The 16,725-nt window shown below is 68.9% G+C and carries 16 protein-coding genes; 4 read left to right on the top strand and 12 right to left on the bottom strand.

Annotated features, from left to right (window positions below; all coding sequences use genetic code 11):
• Positions 1–13 precede the first annotated feature (13 nt).
• The 6 genes from MHN80_RS05060 to MHN80_RS05085 form a co-directional block, all read right to left on the bottom strand.
• A complete protein-coding gene (locus tag MHN80_RS05060) occupies positions 14–1,741 on the bottom strand; it encodes a cytochrome c biogenesis protein ResB (protein ID WP_239399954.1) in 1,728 nt (575 codons plus the stop codon).
• Between the two features lie 11 nt (positions 1,742–1,752).
• Positions 1,753–2,580: a cytochrome c biogenesis CcdA family protein gene (locus tag MHN80_RS05065; protein WP_239399956.1), complete on the bottom strand. Its 828-nt coding sequence runs from the start codon at positions 2,578–2,580 to the stop codon at positions 1,753–1,755.
• Positions 2,580–3,173 (bottom strand): TlpA disulfide reductase family protein, encoded by a 594-nt coding sequence (locus MHN80_RS05070; protein WP_004019938.1) that lies wholly within the window; start codon positions 3,171–3,173, stop codon positions 2,580–2,582. Before MHN80_RS05070 ends, MHN80_RS05065 begins: the two co-directional genes overlap by 1 nt.
• 68 nt (positions 3,174–3,241) lie before the next feature.
• Positions 3,242–3,868, bottom strand: a complete 627-nt coding sequence (locus tag MHN80_RS05075; RefSeq protein WP_004019939.1) for a histidine phosphatase family protein — start codon at positions 3,866–3,868, stop codon at positions 3,242–3,244.
• Positions 3,868–5,217: a glutamate-1-semialdehyde 2,1-aminomutase gene (gene hemL, locus MHN80_RS05080; protein WP_239399958.1), complete on the bottom strand. Its 1,350-nt coding sequence runs from the start codon at positions 5,215–5,217 to the stop codon at positions 3,868–3,870. The genes MHN80_RS05075 and hemL overlap by 1 nt, the downstream gene beginning before the upstream one ends.
• 83 nt (positions 5,218–5,300) lie before the next feature.
• Entirely contained in the window at positions 5,301–6,263 is a 963-nt protein-coding gene (locus MHN80_RS05085; protein WP_239399960.1) for an SGNH/GDSL hydrolase family protein, read from the bottom strand.
• A 135-nt stretch (positions 6,264–6,398) separates the two neighbouring features.
• Here MHN80_RS05085 and MHN80_RS05090 point away from each other — a divergent pair, with 135 nt between their 5' ends.
• Both MHN80_RS05090 and MHN80_RS05095 read left to right on the top strand, forming a co-directional pair.
• Positions 6,399–7,868: an NAD-dependent succinate-semialdehyde dehydrogenase gene (locus tag MHN80_RS05090; protein WP_239399962.1), complete on the top strand. Its 1,470-nt coding sequence runs from the start codon at positions 6,399–6,401 to the stop codon at positions 7,866–7,868.
• A gap of 82 nt (positions 7,869–7,950) precedes the next feature.
• Positions 7,951–8,553, top strand: a complete 603-nt coding sequence (locus MHN80_RS05095) for a YdcF family protein (RefSeq protein ID WP_239399964.1) — start codon at positions 7,951–7,953, stop codon at positions 8,551–8,553.
• A 136-nt stretch (positions 8,554–8,689) separates the two neighbouring features.
• On the opposite strand, the gene MHN80_RS05100 is transcribed toward MHN80_RS05095, so the two are convergent.
• The gene (locus MHN80_RS05100) at positions 8,690–9,853 is read right to left on the bottom strand and encodes an acyl-CoA dehydrogenase (protein ID WP_064569611.1); all 1,164 of its coding nucleotides are present in this window, start codon (positions 9,851–9,853) and stop codon (positions 8,690–8,692) included.
• Positions 9,854–10,023: 170 nt separating this feature from the next.
• On the bottom strand, positions 10,024–10,719 hold the full coding sequence (locus MHN80_RS05105; protein ID WP_239399966.1) for a TetR family transcriptional regulator: 696 nt from the start codon (positions 10,717–10,719) through the stop codon (positions 10,024–10,026).
• A gap of 157 nt (positions 10,720–10,876) precedes the next feature.
• Here MHN80_RS05105 and MHN80_RS05110 point away from each other — a divergent pair, with 157 nt between their 5' ends.
• Both MHN80_RS05110 and MHN80_RS05115 read left to right on the top strand, forming a co-directional pair.
• On the top strand, positions 10,877–12,970 hold the full coding sequence (locus MHN80_RS05110) for an acyl-CoA dehydrogenase (RefSeq protein WP_239399968.1): 2,094 nt from the start codon (positions 10,877–10,879) through the stop codon (positions 12,968–12,970).
• 178 nt (positions 12,971–13,148) lie between these two features.
• Positions 13,149–13,853 (top strand): hypothetical protein, encoded by a 705-nt coding sequence (locus tag MHN80_RS05115; protein ID WP_239399970.1) that lies wholly within the window; start codon positions 13,149–13,151, stop codon positions 13,851–13,853.
• Here MHN80_RS05115 and MHN80_RS05120 read toward each other — a convergent pair.
• Genes MHN80_RS05120 through hemB form a run of 4 tightly spaced genes read right to left on the bottom strand, consistent with a single transcriptional unit; the run spans position 13,835 to position 16,723 of the window.
• A complete protein-coding gene (locus tag MHN80_RS05120; protein WP_239399972.1) occupies positions 13,835–14,503 on the bottom strand; it encodes a DUF3093 domain-containing protein in 669 nt (222 codons plus the stop codon). The genes MHN80_RS05115 and MHN80_RS05120 overlap by 19 nt on opposite strands.
• Positions 14,500–14,934, bottom strand: a complete 435-nt coding sequence (locus tag MHN80_RS05125; RefSeq protein ID WP_064569615.1) for a hypothetical protein — start codon at positions 14,932–14,934, stop codon at positions 14,500–14,502. Before MHN80_RS05125 ends, MHN80_RS05120 begins: the two co-directional genes overlap by 4 nt.
• Positions 14,931–15,698: a hypothetical protein gene (locus tag MHN80_RS05130; RefSeq protein WP_239399974.1), complete on the bottom strand. Its 768-nt coding sequence runs from the start codon at positions 15,696–15,698 to the stop codon at positions 14,931–14,933. Before MHN80_RS05130 ends, MHN80_RS05125 begins: the two co-directional genes overlap by 4 nt.
• Positions 15,699–15,745: 47 nt before the next feature.
• Positions 15,746–16,723 (bottom strand): porphobilinogen synthase, encoded by a 978-nt coding sequence (gene hemB, locus MHN80_RS05135; RefSeq protein WP_004019951.1) that lies wholly within the window; start codon positions 16,721–16,723, stop codon positions 15,746–15,748.
• Positions 16,724–16,725: the final 2 nt, after the last annotated feature.

The raw sequence follows: 16,725 nt of genomic DNA on the forward strand, positions 1-16,725 counted from the left end.
CTTTCGCGGGCTGCTAGAGCCGCCGGGTCGTCCGCCGCGAGGCGGGTGCGTCGGCGTCGCCGGCCACGAGATCGGCCGCCTGCTCGTCGAAGCCCTCACCCCAGCCGGCCTGATCGGTACGCGCCAGCCCGGCAATCTCTACTACAGTACGTCGTTGCGTATCGGCCCGACCATCGCCGTCGGCGTGCGAGCTCGCGGCCGGAACCGGGACCAGCCGCGCCCAGATGCGCCGGCGACGGATCAGCAGCGACACCAGCAGGCCGCCGAGCATCACGATCGAGCTCACCAGCACCCAGACCTGGGCGGGATCGTGCGAGACCTGCACCGACACCCAGCGCTCGTAACCGTCGAAGGTCACCGTCGTGCCGTCGGCCAGGGTGTGGCTCTGGCCGACGCCGAGGTTCACCTGGGCCTGACGCTGGAGACGGCCCTGCTCGATGAGGTCCTGGTCGAGCGAGTAGACGTTCTGGGGCTTGCCGGTGTCGAGACCGGTGTCGCCCTTGAAGATCCGGATGGCGACGAAGGGGTCGTCGGGTTCCGGCGACGACGAGGTCAGCAGCGAACCGTGGAACGACGCGGTCGGCGCGAACAGGCCCTCGAGGGCGATCTGGTTCTTGCGACGGGTGTCGGCGTCGGGATAGAGGCCCGCCGGGGTGTCGAAGCGGGCAGCCCCCGACGACAGCATCGTCTGGAGTTCGTCGGGGACGAACGGCGTCGTCTGCGTGCGCTTCTCCCCGTTGGGGAAGGTCACCGTGAACGTCGGTGCAAAGCCGTTGCCCAGCACGTAGACGCGATCACCCGCGACGCGCAGCGGTTCGTTGACCCGCACCGAGGTGGTCGCCCAGCCGGCGGGGTCGCCGAGGTTGCCCACGCTGCCGTCGCTGCCCGCGGCGTACCGGATGGTGGCGTCGTACATGTCGGGCTGGCCGCTGGGCAGGAAGGTCGCCGAGAAGTCGTCGACGCGGAAGCAGAAGGGCGACAGGTCCGTGCCGTCGACCAGGTTGCCGGCGCGGAACGAGTCGTAGACGGCGGTCGAGGTGTTGCACAGCCCCTGCTCACCGTCGGCGACGAGACTGCGGGTGCCCTCGTAGCCGTACATCTTGCCCAGCGCGATCGAGACCAGCAACGCCAGCAGGGCGAAGTGGAAGACGAGGTTGCCGAACTCGCGGAGGTAGCCCCTCTCGGCGGACACCTCGACGCATCCGTCCGGGTATGCCTTGCTCGGCTCGCGGACCACGACCTCGCGTCGCCAGCCGCGCAACCGGCCGTCGATCCGGCGCGCGACGGTTTCGGGGTCGCCGTCGACGGTGTGGGTGACGTGCCGCGGCAGACGGGACAGGTTGCGCGGTGCGGCGACGGGCTTCGCGCGCAGGCTGTGGAAGTGCTCGACCATCCGCGGCGTCAGACAGCCGACCAGCGAGATGAACAACAGCACGTAGATGGCGGTGAACCAGGCGCTGGAGAAGACGTCGAACAGCTGCAGACGGTCCATCCAGACACCGAGCTGACCGCGGGCGGCGATGTACTCGAGGGTCTTCTGCTCGTTGAGCTCACGCTGCGGGAGCAGCGCACCGGGGATCGCGGCGAGCGCGAGCAGGAACAGCAGGATCAGCGCGGTCCGCATCGAGGTCAGCGAACGCCACAGGTTGCGCAGCGGCCACAGCAGACGACGACGGGCCCAGTGGGGTTTCGGGGCCGGCTCGGGGGTGTCCACCTGCGGGCGGTCGGTCAGATCGGTCATGGGTCCAGCACTCAGATCGGTAGTTGGGTGTCGGTGACGAAGCGGACCTGGACCCAGACGATGAACTGGTCCCACCAGCCGGTCAGCAGGGCGACGCCGACACCGATCAGCAGGACCCCGCCGACCACCTGGATCGCGCGGGCGTTCCGACGGAGCCAGCCGAGACTGCGCAGGGCCCACGCCGAGGAGAACGCCAGCACCACGAAGGGCAGGCCCAGGCCGAGGCAGTACGCGACGATGAGGGTCACACCCTTGGCCGCCGTCGACCCCTCGGTTCCGCTGACGGTGGCGATCACCGCGGCCAGGGTCGGTCCGAGGCACGGTGTCCAGCCGAGCGCGAAGACCGCACCGAGCAACGGCGCCCCGACGATGTTCGAGACCCGCCGCGGCTCGAAGCGGACCTCGCGCTGCAGCGCCGGGATGAGACCGATGAACACCAGGCCCATCGCGATGGTGACGACACCGCCGATGCGTTGCAGCAGTTCACGATTCAGCACGAAGGTGCTCGTCACGCCGAGGACGGTGGCGGTGGCGGCGACGAAGACGACGGTGAAGCCGAGGACGAACAGGCCCGCCGCGAGCGCGACGCGCGAGCGGCCGCTCTTCGCGCTCTCGCCCACCTTCACCGCGGGCGCCTCCGCCCCGACGAGACCCGCGAGGTACGACAGGTAACCCGGGACGAGCGGGACGACGCACGGAGAGGCGAAGGACACGAGTCCGGCGAGCAGGCAGGCGGCGACGGCGAGCAGAAGCGGTCCGCTGGAGACCGTGTCGGCGAATGTGTCGCCGATCGACGACGCGAGTACCAGGGTGGACGGCTGCAGGGTGGACGCGAGCATCACACCGACCCCGCCGGCTCGGCCGCGACGCGCTTGACGACCTCGTCGAGCTCGTTGTCGGAGATCGCCTTCAGGAACACCGCCGCCGGACGGTGCTCCCGATCGAGCACGATCGTCGTCGGCACCACCGAGGTGGGCGTGGTCAGCGCGGCGAGCGACATGCCCGGGAAGTCGTAGATCGACGGGAATCCGACGTTGCGGTCGATGACGAAGTCCTTCGCGGACTCGCGGTCGTCACGCAGGTTGATGCCGAGGAACTCCACCCCGTCGGCGCGGTTGCGTTCGTAGACGCGCTCGAGGTCGTCGGCCTCACCGCGGCAGGGGCCGCACCATGATCCCCACACGTTGACGACGACGACCTTGCCGGCGAAGCGGTCATCGGACAGCGACAGCGGTTGCCCGGAGACCAGGTCCTCGCCGGTGACATCGGCGATCGGCTTGCGCTCGTCGGGCACGTAGGTGATGACGGTCTGTCCGCCCGGCGAGACGAACTGGAAGGTGTTCCCCTGCGCGACCGCGTCGTCGCCGGTGCTGCAGCCGGCGATCAGCATGACCAGGGCCGACAACATCGCCGGCAGGAGGAACTTGCGCACTACGTCAGACCTTCACTTCTTTTTCTGTCGCCGGGAGCGCAGCGAGCGGGACTTCTGTCACAGCCGGCTCACGCACCGGTGGCGAGCGGGTCCGAGGCCCCGGCCGGTTCGGAGTAGATGATGTCGACGAGCGCGTCGTCGTCGTAGATCAGGCTGGTCAGCGAGGCCAGCGAGCACTGCCGGCGACGCGGGTCGTGCCACAGACGCTGACCTTCGAGGAACCGGCGCAGCGTGTAGACGGGCAGCTGGTGACTGACGCAGACGGCTTCGTGTCCGCGGGCCGCGTCGCGCGCCGTGTTGGCCGCGGCGAGCATGCGGTGCGCGAGCTGGATGTAGGGCTCACCCCAGGACGGTGTGAACGGGTCACGCAGCTTCGGCCAGTGCCGCGGTTTGCTCAGCGCACCGTCGCCGACCGAGACCTTGAGGCCCTCGAAGACGTTCTCGGCCTCGATGAGGTCGTCGTTGGTCAGGATGGGGACGCCGTGTGCGGCGGCGATCGGCGTGGCCGTCTCCTGCGCACGTTGCAGCGGCGAGGCGAACACGGCTTTGACGTCGTGGTCGGCGAGCGCGTCGGCGACCTTGCGTGCCTGTGCCTGGCCGTCGCCGGAGAGGCGGAAACCGGGCAGACGGCCGTAGAGGATGCCGTCCGGGTTGTCGACCTCCCCGTGGCGCATCATGTGGACGATCGTGTGCATCAGGCGTTGTCCCCCGGTGTGGCTGCGGTCGCGGCCGCCTGCGCTGCCGCGGGCAGCGCATCGGCGATCTGCGAGAAAGCATCCTCGTCGAGCGCCGCGGACACAAACCAGGCCTCGTAGGCGCTCGGTGGTGCGTACACGCCGCGCTCGAGCAGAGCGTGGAAGAAGGGCGCAAACCGCCAGGTCTCGGTGGCCGAGACGCCGGCGTAGTCGAATATCGGGATCTCCGGGTCGGTAGTGAAGAACACACTCAACAGGCTGCCCGCCTTCTGCACGCGGTGGGCCACCCCGGCCGCGGTCAGGGCCTCGTGCAGCAGCGCACCGAGCCGGTCGGCGTTGGCGTCGAGCGTGCGGTAGACCTCGACGTCGGCGTGGCGCAGGGTCGCGAGCCCGGCGGCGACCGCGACGGGATTCCCCGACAGCGTGCCGGCCTGGTAGACCGGCCCGGTCGGCGCGAGCCGTTCCATCACGTCGGCCCGGCCGCCGAACGCGGCGGCGGGCAGTCCCCCGCTCATGACCTTGCCGAAGGTGTAGAGGTCGCCGGCGACGCCCTCGAGCCCGTACCAGCCGCTCGGGCTCACCCGGAAACCGGTCATGACCTCGTCCATGATGAGCAACGCGCCGTGGCGTCGGGTCAGGTCGCGCAGTCCGGCGTTGAAACCCTCCACCGGCGCGACCGCGCCCATGTTCCCGGCCGCCGCCTCGGTGATGACGGCGGCGATGTCGTCGCCGAACTCGGCGAAGGCGTCGGCGACGGCGGTGAGGTCGTTGTAGGGCAGGACGAGGGTGTCGTGTGCCGACGCGCCGGTGACACCGGGGCTGGTCGGCAGGCCGAGCGTGGCGACGCCGGAACCCGCGCCGGCCAGCAACGCGTCGACGTGACCGTGGTAGCAGCCGGCGAACTTGATGATCTTGGAGCGACCGGTGTACCCGCGGGCGAGCCGGATCGCCGACATCGTCGCCTCGGTGCCGGAGTTCACCAGCCGGACACGCTCGACGGGATCGACGCGGCCGATGATCTCCTCGGCGAGTTCGATCTCGGCCTCGGTGGGCGCACCGAAGGACAGACCGCCGGTGGCCGCCTCACGGACCGCCTCGACGACGGCCGGGTGTGCGTGTCCCAGGATCATCGGACCCCACGAGCTGACGAGGTCGACGTAGTCGTTGCCGTCGGCGTCGGTGAGCCGGCACCCGGCTGCGGAGGAGATGAAGCGCGGGGTCCCGCCGACCGCGGAGAACGCGCGCACCGGGGAGTTGACGCCACCCGGGATGGCCTGCGTCGCACGGGTGAACAGCGCGGCGGACGCGGCCGTTCCGGGAGCAGGCGTGGCAGCAGCGGAAGGAGTCACGGCCTACAGTGTTCCAAACGGCACCGGGTGACCCAAATCCTCGCTGGTCAGAGGGGTCGGAACGTGGTCGTGCGGTGGCCGGACTATCCCGCGAGCGCCTTGCGCACCTGCTCGGCGATCGCCGCCTGCCCCTGCTCGTTGGGGTGCACCGCGCCGGGGCCCGCCGTGGTCATCGGCTCGATCCACCGTTCGTCGCCGGCACAGGCGTCGTGACCTTCGGACACCTGGGACATGTCGACGAACTCCACCCCCTCGTCCTCCGCCGCCCGCCGCCCGTAGGTGTTCAGCGCCGTCTGCAGTTCGCGGATCATCGGCACGTCACCTTCGGCGAGACGCATCTCGGGGTAGCAGCCGACGGTCGGCGGAAGCAGCCACGGGTAACCGGTCAACAAGATGCGGGCGTTCGGCGCGCGGTCCCGGACGTCGCGCAACGCCTGCCGGACCGCCGGGTAGATGTCGGCGGCGACCGGGTCGATCAGCGAACTCCCGTAGCGATCGGTGCACGGCGCCCCCGAGCGGTCGACGTCGGCGAGTTCGCTGCAGAGCCGGATCGCCCGGCCATAGGTCTGCTTGTCGTTGCCGCCGATCATCAGCGTCACCACGTCGGTGTCGTCGTCGAGGGCGTCGAGCTGCGGCGGTACGCCCTGGTGCTGCGCCTCCCGGAAGTCGTCGGTGTCGGCGCCCGCGCAGCTGACGTCCGTGAGGTCGAAGTCCTCGTCCTCGGCGACGATGTGCGCGTAGTTCTTCGACGACCGCTGGCAGTAGATCGGTGAGTCCGCCTCGAGCGGGCTCACGCCGGTCCCGGCGCTGAAACTGTCGCCGAGGTTGACGTGCTTCGTCGACCGTGCGTCGTTTTCCGTCGACTGTGCAGACGTTTCCGTCGACCGTGCGGGCGTTTGCGTCGACCGTGCAGGTGTTTGCGTCGACTGTGCAGGTGTTTGCGTCGACTGTGCGCATCCGGCGAGGACGGTGCCCGCCACGAGCAGCACGAGTCCGGACCGGATCAGTCGCCGTGGACGTCGATCGCCGAACCTGCGTGCGTTCATCCCGCCATCCTGCGTGCGGCGGAGCCCGTCGGCAACCATCGACCAGTCCCCGGCCCACGCGAGTAGCGTGGTGCGCCGAGGGGACCTCCGCTCCGGGCGGAGTCCCGCAGCCGAGTGACGAGGATGTGAATCCGCATGAGCGACAAAGAGATTCTCGACCCGCAGGCCGTGCTCGACGGCGTGCCCACCGGACTCTGGATCGACGGTCGGTCCACCCCGGCCGCCGACGGCGCGACCTTCGAGGTCCACGACGCCGCGACCGAGGAGTCGCTTGTCGCGGTCGCCGACGCAGGGGTCGCCGACGCCCGCCGCGCTCTCGATTCCGCCGTCGCCGCGTCGGCGGACTGGGCGGCCACCGCGCCACGTGAGCGCGGGGAGATCCTCCGCCGGACCTTCGAACTGCTCACCGACCGCGCCGACGACATCGCCATGCTGATGACCCTCGAACTCGGCCGCGCCCTGCCCGACAGTCGCGCCGAGACCACCTACGGCCTCGAGTTCTTGCGCTGGTTCGCCGAAGAAGCCGTGCGCGTGGGGGGTCGATTCAGTCCGGCACCGGCCGGCAACGGGCGCATCCTGGTGGCCCACCAACCGGTCGGGCCGTGCCTGGCGATCACCCCGTGGAACTTCCCGCTCGCGATGGGGACCCGAAAGATCGGCCCCGCGCTCGCGGCAGGCAACGTCATCCTCGTCAAACCGGCCCGCGAGACACCGCTGACGATGCTCGCGCTGGCCGAGGCCTTCGCCGAGGCCGGCCTCCCACCCGGCGTGCTGTCGGTCCTGCCCACCACGTCGAGCGGCGACGTGTCGTCGACGCTCATCACCGACGACCGCATCCGCAAGATCAGCTTCACCGGTTCGACGCCGGTGGGCCGCAGCCTGCTCGGCCAGGCCGCCGATCGCGTTCTGCGCACGTCGATGGAACTCGGGGGCAACGCCCCGTTCCTCGTCTTCGACGACGCCGACATCGATGCTGCCGTCGAGGGCGCATTCGCCGCCAAGATGCGCAACGGCGGTGAGGCCTGCACCGCGGCCAACCGATTCCTGGTGCAGTCCGGCGTCGCCGAGGAGTTCACCGAGAAGCTCGTGGCGAAGATGTCGGAGGTCCGCATGGGCCCGGGGTACTCCGACGGGGTGACCCTGGGACCGTTGGTGAACGCCGATCAGCGGGACAAGGTCGCCGAGGCGGTCGAGCAGGCCGTCGCCGACGGCGCCCGGGTGCGGTTGGGTGGTGAACGTCCGGAAGGTCGAGGCTTCTTCTATCCGGCAACGGTTCTCGACAACGTCGACCCGTACGCGCCGGTGACACGCGAGGAGATCTTCGGCCCCGTCGCGGTGATCAGCACCTTCGACGACGAATCCGCCGGCATCGAAGCGGCGAACTCGACCGAGTACGGCCTGGCGTCGTACTTCTACAGTCGCGATCTCGAGCGCTGCATGCGGGTCGCGGAGCGTCTGGACTCGGGCATGGTGGGGGTGAATCGAGGCGTGATCTCCGACGCCGCAGCGCCGTTCGGCGGGATCAAGCAGTCCGGGATCGGGCGCGAGGGCGGTAGCGAGGGCATCGACGAGTACCTCTCGGTGAAGTACATCGCCCTGACGTGACGGTGTTACGTATGTGACTAGTGATGCAGGTGTTATCGATCTGATACCTGCACGGCCGTACTGATCCCTACACTCGGTCACCATGCGTCGTAGAACCCTCACGACCGCGGCTGCCGCGGCCGCGATCGCCACCGCCGCTTCGGTGGCGATCGCCGTCGCACCATCGGAACCGGTCGCGAATGTCCAGAATGCCGCGGTCAGCACCGATTTCGGCAGTGTCGATCTCGGCAGCTCCGAACTGGGGACACCCAACAGCAACTTCCTGTGGCAGAGCCCGGGAACTCGGTACATCGTCGTACTCGGTGCCAAGTTCGGCGTTCTCGGCCAGACCCCGGACGTGCTCAAGCGCCGCCTGAACGTGGCAGCCAACCTGGGCAAGAAGCACCCGTTCAACCGCATCATCGTCTCCGGCGGCGACACCCACTGGCTGCCAGTCACCGAGGCGCAGTTCATGAATCTCGGACTCATCCGTCGCGGAATCCCCATGTGGCAGATGGTGAACGAGGGACGGTCGACCTCGACCGTGCAGAACGCCCACTACACCGTCGGCATGCTCAAGGCCATGGGCGCCAACGGCGCCATCATCGTGACCAACGGCTTCCACATGGAGCGTGCGATGAAGAACTTCCGCGACGCGGCCCGAAACCAGCACGCCCGCATCGAGTTCCGGTCGGCGTACGCCTAGCACCTCACGGACCCTTTCCGCGTCGCCAATTCCGTGCCGCTGATTCGATCCCATCAGCGGGACGGAAACGGCACCGCGGGAACGCAGCTCGCCCCGCCGGCCGAAGCCGACGGGGCGAATCCGTGAGTAGGGGCGATCAGCGCAGCAGCGCGCGGCTCATGACAACACGCTGGATCTGGTTGGTGCCCTCGTAGATCTGGGTGATCTTGGCGTCGCGCATCATGCGCTCGACCGGGAAGTCGCGGGTGTATCCGGCGCCGCCGAAGAGCTGCACGGCGTCGGTGGTGACCTCCATCGCGACGTCAGACGCGAAGCACTTCGACGCCGAGGAGATGAAGCCCAGGTTCTTCTCGCCACGCTCGGCGCGAGCGGCCGAGGTGTAGACCATGAGGCGCGCGGCCTCGACCTTCATCGCCATGTCGGCGATCATGAACTCGACGCCCTGGAACGAGCTGATCGGCTTGCCGAACTGCTTGCGGTCCTTGACATATGCGATCGCCTGATCGAGCGCACCCTGCGCGATGCCGACGGCCTGCGCGCCGATGGTCGGGCGGGTGTGGTCGAGGGTCTGCAGGGCGGTCTTGAAGCCGGTGCCCTCGTCGCCGATGATGCGGTCGAGCGGGATCGTGCAGTCCTCGAAGTACAGTTCTGCGGTCGGCGAACCCTTGATACCGAGCTTCTTCTCCAGCGGTCCGACGGTGAAGCCGGGATCGTCCTTGTGGACCATGAACGCGGAGATGCCGTTGGCCTTCTTGTCGGCGTCCGTCACCGCCATCACCGTGTACCAGGACGACTTGCCGCCGTTGGTGATCCAGCACTTGGTGCCGTTGAGGACCCAGTTGTTGCCGTCTTTGCGTGCGCGGGTCTTCATACCCGCGGCGTCGGAACCGGCCTCGCGCTCGGACAGTGCGTACGACGCCATCGCCTCGCCGGAGGCGATGGACGGCAGCACCTGCTGCTTGAGTTCGTCGGAGCCGTTCAGGATCAGGCCCATGGTGCCCAGCTTGTTGACGGCGGGGATCAGCGACGACGACGCGTCGACACGGGCGACCTCTTCGATGACGATGCATGCCGCGATCGAGTCGCCGCCCTGGCCGCCGTACTCCTCGGGCACGTGGATGGCGTTGAAGCCCGAGGCGACGAGGGCGTCGAGGGCCTCCTGCGGAAACCGCGAGTTCTCGTCGACGTCGGCGGCGTGGGGCTCGATCTCCTTCTCCGAGAGAGCACGGATCGCCTCGCGCAGCGCGATGTGCTCTTCCGGGAGCTCGAAGACGTTGAAGTCGGGATTTCCGTAACCCATGACAACTCCTCACGGCACCTGCGGTGCCTGTTCGTTCCCGGCACGCGTGTACCGGCAGATGTTGACGACCAGTGCAGCACGGCACTCAGTGCCATGTCAATCCGCACGAACCCTTACCCGGCCGATTGTCCTCGAATCCGCGGCCATTGTCCCGCGGCCGTTCGTCGGGCTCAGGCCTCCCCCAGCTCTTCGGCTACGCGACGTGCGACTTCGGCAGGCGGAGTGCCCGCCGGGTAGGTGACGACGGTGACCTGTCTGCCCGATTCCACCACCGGCGTCGATGCAGTCCCACCACGTGCGGCACCGAGTGCCACGGCCACCCGTTCCAGCTCCACGCGCAGACGTTCCGGCGTGGCCCCGGCGTCGCCGCGGATCATCTGCCGGAGCAGGAAATTGTGGGTGCCGGTGACCGCCGCCACGTAGGCCACGACGTGCACCGGCGACTCCTCGGGCAGGCGTGCACGCAAGAACTCCTCGAAAGCGCCCTGGTAGCGATAGGTCGTGACCAGTTCCCGGTCCCGCAACGCCGGCACCTCCTGGACCACCTGCGCCCGACGCACCGCGAGTTCCCGGTCCCGGACGAAGTGGCCGAACACCAGCTCCGCGGCGGCACAGACGGCCAGCCACGGGTCGTCGTCGCCGGTGGCGAGCCGGTCGCCGACCTGCGTCAGCAACGACTCGTGGTCGGCGAAGATCACATCCTCTTTGGATCCGAACTGACGGAAGAACGTGCGACGTGACATGCCGGCGGCCGCGGCGAGCTGTTCGACGGTCGTCGACTCGTAGCCGTGCTCGCTGAACAACCGGATGGACTCGGCGACGACGCGCATGCGGAACGTGGCCGGATCGGTGTCCACGACTGACATGGATCAAGTATCACCACACCGCGGCGGAGTGGTCGGCAGACCGGCCCCGAGAAGGCGGTTCGGCGCCGACCCGTACTCCGGATGGCGATCATTACTCGTCAGTAGCAGGCGCCACAAAAGCTAGGTCCGACGCCGGGTCACTACGTACGGTGGAGCCATGGCAACCCCCACCGCTCCCTCCGAGAAGACTCCGGCCGAGAAGAGCTCGGACGAGACGACCCCGTCGACGACGAGTCCGACGCCCATCGCCACCGAGCCGACCGTCGACGACCCGGTGACACCGTCCTCGGTGTCCGCCGACGACGAATTGTCCGCGGACGAGCGTGCCCTGCTCGTCGACAATCTGCGGTTCGTCCTCGACGGTCGCTGGCGCGCGACGAGGGAGACGGTGCGGGAGAACTCCAATCGCGCCGACCTCCTGCCCGACCCGGCCCGGACCCTCGACGAGGCGCGCGCCCACACCCTCGAGGTGATGCGCGAACTGGCCTCCCAGGGCTTCGCCGCCGCCGGTTTCGCCGAAGACCACGGCGGCAGCGGGGACATCGGCGCGTCGATCACCGCCATCGAGATGCTCGGTTACGCGGACCTGTCGCTGATGGTCAAGGCCGGTGTGCAGTGGGGCCTCTTCGGCGGTGCCGTCGAAAACCTCGGCACCGCACGGCATCACGAGAAGTATGTGCCCGGGATCATCGATCTCAGCGTCCTCGGGTGCTTCGCGATGACCGAGACCGGACACGGCTCGAATGTCCAGGCCATCGAGACCACCGCGACCTATGACCGTGACGCCCGCGAGTTCGTGATCGACTCCCCGACCTCGTCGTCGCGCAAGGACTACATCGGTGGCGCCGCCGCACACGCCCGCTACGCCGCGGTGTTCGCGCAGCTCGTCACCGGCGGGCCCGACGAGGAACCCGAGGGCCGCGGCGTGCACTGCTTCGTGGTGCCGATCCGCGACGAGGACGGCAACGACCTGCCCGGCGTCACGACCAGCGACTGCGGATACAAGGGCGGACTGGCCGGCGTCGACAACGGCCGGATCATGTTCGACGACGTCCGCATCCCCGCGGAGAATCTGCTGAACCGGTACGCCGACGTCGCCGACGACGGCAGCTACAGCTCCCCGATCGAGAACACCAACCGCCGCTTCTTCACGATGCTCGGCACGCTCATCCGCGGTCGCGTGAGCGTGGCCGCGACGGCGGGTGCGGCCGGCCGCAAGGCCCTGGTGCTCTCGACCCGCTACGGACTGATCCGCAAGCAGTTCGAGGCACCCGAGGGCACTGACGAGATCACCGTGATGGACTACCTCGGTCACCAGCGAAAGCTGTTGCCGCTCATAGCCAAGTCGTACGCGATCGGCTTCGCGCAGAACGAGATCGTCGACGAGCTGCACGAGGTCCAGTCGGTCGCGCCCGACGATTCCGACGCCGGTCGTCAGCGCCAGCTGGAGGGGCAGGCCGCCGGATTGAAGGCCTACGCGACCTGGCACGCCTCCCACGCCATCAATGTCAGCCGCGAAGCATGCGGCGGCGCAGGCTATCTCGATGAGAACCAGCTGTCGATCATGCGCGGCGACATCGACGTGTTCACCACCTTCGAGGGCGACAACACGATCATGACGCAGCTGATCGCGAAAGAACTGCTGTCGGCGTACTCCGAAGACGTGCAAGGACTCTCGGCCGGTGGCTGGGTACGGTTCATCGCCGGGATGGCACGTGATGTGGTGGCCGAGAAGACCGCGGTCCGGCAGGTCGTGCAGACCCTGCTCGACGGCTCCGACGAGGACACCGAGAAGTCCGCGCTCACCGACCGCAGCACGCAGATCCGACTGTTCCGCAATCGTGAGGACCACCTCGTCCGCACATGCGCGCAACGTCTGCGCCGCGCCCTCGACGACGACAACGACGCCTTCGAGGTGTTCAACAATGCCCAGGACCACCTGTTGAAGGTGGGGCACGCGCACATCGAGCGCGTGGTGCTCGAAGCTTTCGTCGAAGCGATCGAGAACTGCGATTCGCGTTCCGCGGCAGAGCTTCTGGGTAAGGTGTGCGATCTTTTCGTGTACTCCGCACTCGAAGACGACCTCTCGTGGTTCATGATGCACCGGCACATCTCGGTGGAGCGCGCCAAGGCGATTCGCCGCGGCGTGAACGAGCTGTGCCAGGAGCTGCGCCCGCACGCGCGGTCGCTCGTCGACGCGTTCGGCGTCCCCGAAGAACTGCTGCGCGCACCCATGTTGCAGAACGGCTGAACGCCCGCCTCACAGCCCCACCTGCGGCCACCGTCGAGGAGACGGTGGCCGCAGTGCGTTTTCCGGGCCGGTGTTTGGTCGTCGGCACAGCGGGCATACTGCCGCCGACGCCGTTGTGGAGACCACGCTGCGCGGTCCGCGACCGGGCGCGTGCGACCACCCGACAACCGGAGTTCTCATGACCGCAGTACCCGACCTCATCACGACCCCGTTCCGCTGGCTCGGCGCCCTCAGGCATGCCCGGGTGTTTCATCCCGACGGTCTGCTGTGCGGAGGCCGAGCGGCGCTGTCCGCGGATCACCCACTGCCCTTCCGCAGCGGCCCGGTGTCGGTGCGGGTGTCAAAGGGGATCGGCACGCCCGGCGGCCTACCGGACATCGTGGGGCTCGCCATCCGGTTTCCGTCGACCGACCCTGGCGCGGTGGGTGGCGGCGGCGTCTCGTCCTCGACCAACGCCACCGGCGCCTGGGACCTCCTGCTCGCCGGCCCGGCCCCGTTCGCCGGCCGCGTGCCCATGCCGCTCCCGACGACGCACTGGGCCACCGCGGTGTCGAGCCTGACTCCGTACCGCTACGACGGCGAGCTGTACTGGATTCGGGCCCGCATCCTCGAGCCGTCGGAGTCCTCGGGACTCTCGATCGAGGCTCTGGCCGCCCGCCTGCGCCGCAACCAGCCGATCGTGATCGTCCTCGAGGCCGGCGTCGGACGCTTCGTGCCGGTGGTCCGGATCGAGCTCGACCACGTCCTCACCGGACTCGACGTCGACTTCGACCCGATCCTGCACCGGCCCGAAGGCGTCGAGTTCGCGCCGTCCTGGCTCGGCGACCTACGACGCCGCGCCTACCGCGACAGCCGGGCGGGCCGTCACTCGGTCGATTCCTGATCCGCCGGGTCGGTTCCCGTCGTCGAGGCGCCGCGGGGCGGCAGACCCAACCGGACGGCCTCGTGTGCCTGCGTGAGTTCGCTGCGCAACCGTTCGACGTCCCGGGCCCACGCCTGCGCGAGGGTCCCCGAGGTCAGCTCCACACCGATCCCCTTACGCCGCCGGGGTACGCCGTGCAGCTCACCGAGCGCCGACGCACTCTCCCAGTCCTGCGGGGCGTGACCGTGGTTGGGCGGGAAGATCTTCCGGATGTCCGCGAGCGGGGTCGTGACCGCGCCCTGCCGGAGCGTGGTCTCGGTGAGCTCGACGCTGACGTGGCGGCGGGCAGCGGACACCTGCACCAGGGAGAACCCGAGAAGCAGCACGAAGAAGATCATGAGCACCGGCCAGTGCACCTGACCCGGTCCGGTGATCTCCACGGCCAGGACCGCGCCGACCAGGATCGGGCCGATCAGGACCACCCACCAACTACCGCCGGACTCGGCGAACAGAACCTCCCCCGCGGGTTCGACCGGGTCGGGCGCCGGGACGTCGGATTCGGTGCCGTCGGACTCCGGGGCGTCGGACTCCGGGGCGTCGGAATCGGTGCCGTCGGACTCCGGGGCGTCGGTTTCGGGGTCGGGCTCGGAGCCGGCCGGGTCGGCCGTCATGTGTTCTTCTTGCGGGACCGGCGAGCCGGGGCCTCCGGCTCCTTGCCGGTGTACCAGGTCTCGGCGGGTGGCCGGTAGGCGAGCAACGACCCGAACAGGCCGATGATGCCCGCCAGCAACGGGAACGCGAAGAAGTTCATCCCCAGGCTCAGGAACAGCAGCATCGCCACGACGACCAGGGTCAGCGCCGCCAGCGACGAGCGCCATCTCGCGTCGCCGGTGAACGCCTTGCTGCCCAGCAGGATGTAGGCGACACCCACGACGACGACCATGGCGCCCAGCACTCCGGACGTGACGGTCCCGGAGTCGCCGACCGCGGACACGACGATGACGAGTGCGCCGAGCGCGATCAGGAGCGCACCCGAGGTCAACCAGCACCGGTAGGCCCAGACGACGAGTTTCGGACGCAGCGCCGGATCGGGACTTGTCACTGGTTCTTCGGTCCTTCGTTCTGGTTCTCGGGGGCCGGTTTCCCGGGCTGGGGGTTCTCCGGGTGAGGGTTCTCCGGGTGCGGGCCGATGCGCTCACCTCGGTACTCGCTGTCACCATACGGCGTGTTCTGGCTGTACGGGTTCTGGCCGTACCGATTCTGGCTGTACGGGTTCTGGCTGTACGGGTTCTGGCTGTACGGGTTCTGGCCGTACGGATAGGGCGGCATCGGCGGGTGCACCGGCTGCGGCTTGCGCGCCTGCGCCATGGCCCGGCAGTACTTCTCGGAGTCGCCCCGCATCAGCAGCACCGTCGCACCCAGCGCCGCGACACCGCTGATCACCTGCGGGATCATCGCCCACGCCGGCGACGTGTCACCGAACAGCGAGAACAGCAGGCTGACCACGACATAGACACCCATCGCCGACAGCACGACGCGGGCCCAGTTGTAGCCCTTCCGGGTGAACCAGACGATCAACGCGGTGATCGCGGTCAGGAACAGCGAGGTCACCACCAGCACACCCACCACGAATCCCGACGACGTAATGAAGTCGACCTGCTCGGGTGGGATGCCCTCCTGGGGAGCCGCACGCACCTGCTCGCCGATCATGTCCACGAAGGTGCCGGTCTGCGCGAACAGCGCCACGATCTGGCCGACGATCACCACCACCCACAGCTCGACGGCGATGGAGACGGAGTCGGGGATCTTCGGTTGCGACGACGCGCCGGGGTCGGACTCGGGCGCGGGGCCGTACGGTGCGGACATGGGACCAGCCTAGTGAACCCGGATCGCCGCGAGCGCTGCGCGCGGGATCACGACAGGCGCTGTGCCACCTCGGCCGCCCAGTAGGTCAGGACGATCGACGCGCCGGCCCGCCGGATGCCGGTCAGTGACTCCAGGATCGCGGCATCCCGGTCGATCCAGCCCCGTTCGGCGGCGGCGGAGATCATCGAGTACTCGCCGCTGATCTGATACGCCGCGACCGGGACGTCGCTCATCTCGGCGACGTCGCGCACGATGTCGAGGTAGCTCATCGCCGGCTTCACCATCACGATGTCGGCGCCCTCCTCGAGGTCGAGACGGACCTCGCGCAGCGCCTCCAGCCGGTTGGCCGCATCCTGCTGGTAGGTGCGCCGGTCGCCCTGCAACGACGAGCCGACCGCTTCCCGGAACGGGCCGTAGAACGCCGAGGCGTACTTCGCGGCGTAGGCCAGGATCCCCGTGTCGGTGAAGCCCTCCGCGTCGAGGGCGGCACGGATCGTGGCGACCTGACCGTCCATCATCCCGCTCGGCCCGAGGAGATGTGCACCCGCTCGCGCCTGCGCCAGGGACATCGACACGTACCGCTCGAGGGTCTCGTCGTTATCGACGCGACCCCGGCCGTCGACGACGCCGCAGTGCCCGTGGTCGGTGAACTCGTCGAGGCAGGTGTCGGCCATGAGGACCGTCGAGTCCCCGAGGTCGTCGGCGAGGGTGCGCAGGGCCCGGTTGAGGATCCCGTCCTCGGCGTCGGCGCCCGACCCGGTGGCGTCCTTGTCCTCCGCGCGCGGCACACCGAACAGCATCAGCCCGCCGACGCCGGCCGCGACCGCCTCGGCCGCGGCACCGCGCAGCGAGTCCATCGTGTGCTGCACGACGCCCGGCATCGACGAGATCGGCACCGGCTCGTCGATGCCGTCGGCGACGAACATCGGCAAGACCAGGTGTCGCGGCTCGAGCGAGGTCTCGGCGACCAGCCGACGCATCGCCGGGGTGGTACGCAGCCGCCGGGGCCGGATCACGGGTGACATTG

The organism is Gordonia sp. McavH-238-E (genome assembly GCF_022348225.1).
Lineage (GTDB): Bacteria > Actinomycetota > Actinomycetes > Mycobacteriales > Mycobacteriaceae > Gordonia > Gordonia terrae.

Bases quoted from the DNA above. Each gene is read 5' to 3' on its own strand.
- MHN80_RS05060 (WP_239399954.1), bottom strand. From the start codon at position 1,741: ATGACCGATCTGACCGACCGCCCGCAGGTGGACACCCCCGAGCCGGCC.
- MHN80_RS05065 (WP_239399956.1), bottom strand. From the start codon at position 2,580: ATGCTCGCGTCCACCCTGCAGCCGTCCACCCTGGTACTCGCGTCGTCG.
- MHN80_RS05075 (WP_004019939.1), bottom strand. From the start codon at position 3,868: ATGCACACGATCGTCCACATGATGCGCCACGGGGAGGTCGACAACCCG.
- MHN80_RS05085 (WP_239399960.1), bottom strand. From the start codon at position 6,263: ATGAACGCACGCAGGTTCGGCGATCGACGTCCACGGCGACTGATCCGG.
- MHN80_RS05090 (WP_239399962.1), top strand. From the start codon at position 6,399: ATGAGCGACAAAGAGATTCTCGACCCGCAGGCCGTGCTCGACGGCGTG.
- MHN80_RS05095 (WP_239399964.1), top strand. From the start codon at position 7,951: ATGCGTCGTAGAACCCTCACGACCGCGGCTGCCGCGGCCGCGATCGCC.
- MHN80_RS05100 (WP_064569611.1), bottom strand. From the start codon at position 9,853: ATGGGTTACGGAAATCCCGACTTCAACGTCTTCGAGCTCCCGGAAGAG.
- MHN80_RS05105 (WP_239399966.1), bottom strand. From the start codon at position 10,719: ATGTCAGTCGTGGACACCGATCCGGCCACGTTCCGCATGCGCGTCGTC.
- MHN80_RS05110 (WP_239399968.1), top strand. From the start codon at position 10,877: ATGGCAACCCCCACCGCTCCCTCCGAGAAGACTCCGGCCGAGAAGAGC.
- MHN80_RS05115 (WP_239399970.1), top strand. From the start codon at position 13,149: ATGACCGCAGTACCCGACCTCATCACGACCCCGTTCCGCTGGCTCGGC.
- MHN80_RS05120 (WP_239399972.1), bottom strand. From the start codon at position 14,503: ATGACGGCCGACCCGGCCGGCTCCGAGCCCGACCCCGAAACCGACGCC.
- MHN80_RS05130 (WP_239399974.1), bottom strand. From the start codon at position 15,698: ATGTCCGCACCGTACGGCCCCGCGCCCGAGTCCGACCCCGGCGCGTCG.
- hemB (WP_004019951.1), bottom strand. From the start codon at position 16,723: ATGTCACCCGTGATCCGGCCCCGGCGGCTGCGTACCACCCCGGCGATG.